This window comes from Serratia sp. A07 (assembly GCF_058725505.1).
This window is the reverse complement of sequence record NZ_JBZXDO010000109.1, coordinates 1-3,002: the sequence shown is the minus strand read 5'-3', so window position 1 is coordinate 3,002 and position 3,002 is coordinate 1. Positions and strand designations below refer to the sequence as shown.

5 protein-coding genes are annotated in these 3,002 nt (G+C 61.4%); all 5 read left to right on the top strand.

The genetic code is table 11. The annotated features are described in order from the left end of the window. Positions 1-528 (top strand): phage baseplate assembly protein V (locus AC4PR2_RS28190; RefSeq protein ID WP_492175951.1); only part of this gene is annotated, 528 nt, incomplete at its 5' end. A gap of 90 nt (positions 529-618) precedes the next feature. Further along, a complete protein-coding gene (locus AC4PR2_RS28185; protein WP_492175950.1) occupies positions 619-978 on the top strand; it encodes a GPW/gp25 family protein in 360 nt (119 codons plus the stop codon). Beyond that, positions 969-2,078, top strand: coding sequence for a baseplate assembly protein (locus AC4PR2_RS28180; RefSeq protein WP_492175949.1), 1,110 nt, complete (start codon positions 969-971; stop codon positions 2,076-2,078). The genes AC4PR2_RS28185 and AC4PR2_RS28180 overlap by 10 nt, the downstream gene beginning before the upstream one ends. After that, positions 2,071-2,658 carry a phage tail protein I gene (locus AC4PR2_RS28175; RefSeq protein ID WP_492175948.1) on the top strand — a complete coding sequence of 196 codons (588 nt, stop codon included), beginning with the start codon at positions 2,071-2,073 and terminating at the stop codon, positions 2,656-2,658. Before AC4PR2_RS28180 ends, AC4PR2_RS28175 begins: the two co-directional genes overlap by 8 nt. 3 nt (positions 2,659-2,661) lie before the next feature. Then, positions 2,662-3,002, top strand: a 341-nt coding sequence (locus AC4PR2_RS28170) for a tail fiber protein (RefSeq protein WP_492175947.1), incomplete at its 3' end; no start/stop codon positions are given.

Sequence of the window (3,002 nt, the reverse complement as noted above, 5' to 3'; positions counted from 1 at the left end):
CAGCGCAACACCCAGAACAACAAGGATTACTGGTTGCCGGATATCGGCGAACAGGTCAAGGTATTGCTCGATCCTCAGGGGGACGACGGCCTGGTCCTGGGCGCGGTGTATTCTGATGTGGATAAACCGACCATCGCATCCCGGGACAAGCGCCGGGTGGATTTTGCCGATGGCACCTTCGTGGAATACGACCGCAAGGCGAACGCCATGGCCATCGGCGGCGCGATAAAGACCCTGGATATCGCCACCCAGGCGTCTGTGGTGATCACCACGCAAACGGCCACGGTGAAAGCCAGCACGTCGGTGACGCTGGATACGCCGGAAACCATCGCCACCGGCAATCTGACCGTGCAGAAGAAGCTGACTTACCTAGGCGGCATGGCGGGCAGCGGGGGCAGCGGCGCGGCGGCGACCATTACCGGTGACGTCAAGGCCACCGGCGACATCACCTCGGCGTCGGTCTCCCTGGAAAACCACCGTCACGGCAACGGGCATGACGGCAACCCGACCGATCCTCCCATCAAATAGCGCGTCAACCTGCGTCACACCCACCCGCCGGCGGCGGGGTTTTAAAGCCCTTTAATACTCCCCAACGCCCGCCCATGACATGCTGGCGGCATGAAAACTGAAAACGCAACTTCCGTCTACTGGCAACCGGCACTGTATCGCCCGGGCGAGCGCGTCACCGGGCTTGCCGATATTCACCAGTCAATACAGATAATCCTCGGCACGCCCTGCGCGGCCGACCCGCACCGGCCGGATTTTGGCAGCAACATTTACCGCTATATCGACCAGCCGGTAGACCAGGCGCTGCCTCATGTGGTCAGAGAGACCACGGATGCGCTCAGGCGTTATGAGCCGCGCGCGGAAGTGGTCTCGGTCTCGCATCGCGCCGAGGGTGAGCATGCCTGGTTACAGGTGCAATGGCGTCCCGTCGGCGCCGCGTGGACAGAAACCACGGAGGTCACATGGCGTTAGCGCTTGATAAACCCGTCTTCGTCAGTACCGATCCGCAGGCCCTGACTGCAGAGATGATTGCCTGGTACGAAAAAGCCAGCGGCAAAACGCTGTACCCGGCGCAGGATGAACGCCTGCTGATCAACCTGATCGCCTACCGCGAGAATCTGGTGCGCGTCGCCATTCAGGACACGGCAGAGCAAAACCTGGTGGCTCTGGCGCGAGCGCCCATGCTGGATTATCTCGGTGAACTGGTGGGCGTTTATCGTCTGGCCGCGCAGCCGGCACGTACCACACTGCGGTTCAGCGTCGACGTTGCGCCGACAACCCCGGCCCTGATACCGGCCGGTACGCGTGTCAGCGCAAACGACAGCATCATTTTTAACACCGATGCGGACGTCATCCTCAATGCCACGACGACGGCGGTCGAGGTCAAGGCCACCTGCAGCGAACCGGGCGTTGCCGGCAATGGCTGGCAGCCGGCACAAATCAGTACGCTACTCGATGAGATAGGCAATCTGGATCTGACGGTGACCAATACCGCACCCAGTGCCGGCGGCGCAGACCAGGAAGATGATGACCGCCTGCGCGAGCGCATTACCCTGGCCCCGGAGTCGTTCAGCAATGCCGGCTCCCGGCAGGCGTACCGTTTCCACGCCATGAGCGCCCACCAGAATATCAGCGACGTGGCGGTTGTGCGTCCGGTACCCGGCACGGTTAACCTCTATCCGCTTTTGACCACCGGTATGCCCGATGAAACGCTGCTCGCCCTGGTGAAAGGGTTTTGTTCCGATGAGAAGGTGCGTCCGCTCACTGATACGGTGAACGTGCTGATGCCTGGCAAGGTGGATTACCGTATACGGGCCGATATCTGGCTCTATGCCAATCAGGACGCAAAACAGGTGATGGCGCAGGCAAACAAGGCGGCGGAAGATTGGACGACGCAACTGTCGACGCGGCTGGGGCGGGATATCGTCCCCAGTCAAATCAGTGCTGCTCTGTCTGTACCTGGCGTGTACCAGGTCAACCTTGCCGAACCGACCTTGCGCGAAGTCGCCCCGCATGAATGGCCGCATTGCACCGGCATCAACCTGACTCTCAAGGGGATAGTCAATGACTGACAGAGAGGCCCTCACGCAGTCGCCGAAGCTTACGATGACGCCACCGCTGGCGCGCGACGAACGGTTCCGCTTGCTGGCCCAGCTCACCGGCCGTCTGCAGGATTTGGATCTGACGCCGCTGCTAGTGTACCTGATTGACCTGACGGAGGTCTCGGCGCTGCCCTGGCTGGCAGAGCAACTGTCGCTGACGGGCGATAACGGCTGGAGCCTTGCCGAGTCGGACAGCGCACGCCGCGCCATGCTCAAAAACGCTATCGAGCTGCACCGCTATAAAGGCACGCCCTGGTCGGTTCGCGAGGTGATCCGCCGCCTGGGATTTGGCGAAGTTGAGCTGAAAGAAGGGGGTGACGGGCTCGATCCCCATATCGCAGTCCAATTCCCTAAAGAGACGCTCTGGGCGGTCTACCGGGTGATGCTGCGTCAGCCCATTACCAACGACCAGGCCAAGCTGCTGCGTCGTACGCTGGATGCCTTCGCACCGGCGCGCTGTGCGCTCGCCAGCCTGGACTTTACCGCCGCCGCCATTCGCTACAACAACACGGCCCGTTATGACGGGACGTACAACCATGGGAGCAGTTAAGCCATGAGTAACCTGACCGAAAAGGACCAGTGGGAAGACGGTATCTACCAACTGGAAACCTCAGACCCGGTGCTGGGTGGCCCGGATGGAGTCTCCAACAAGCCGGCAAAACAACTCGCCAACCGTACGCTCTGGCTGAAGAAGCAGCAGGAAAAAGCCAATGAGGGGCTGAAGGCGCACGAGCGTTCCCGCAATCACCCGGATGGCACCACATCGGCCAAGGGGTTCGTGCAGCTCTCCGATAACCCGAGCCTTGACAGCAGCACACTCGCTGCCACGCCCAAAGCCGTCAAGGCGGTCAACGATGCGAGTGCCAAGAAAGCGGCCAATCTGGCCGACCTGAC

Bases quoted from the DNA above. Each gene is read 5' to 3' on its own strand.
- AC4PR2_RS28185 (WP_492175950.1), top strand. From the start codon at position 619: ATGAAAACTGAAAACGCAACTTCCGTCTACTGGCAACCGGCACTGTAT.
- AC4PR2_RS28180 (WP_492175949.1), top strand. From the start codon at position 969: ATGGCGTTAGCGCTTGATAAACCCGTCTTCGTCAGTACCGATCCGCAG.
- AC4PR2_RS28175 (WP_492175948.1), top strand. From the start codon at position 2,071: ATGACTGACAGAGAGGCCCTCACGCAGTCGCCGAAGCTTACGATGACG.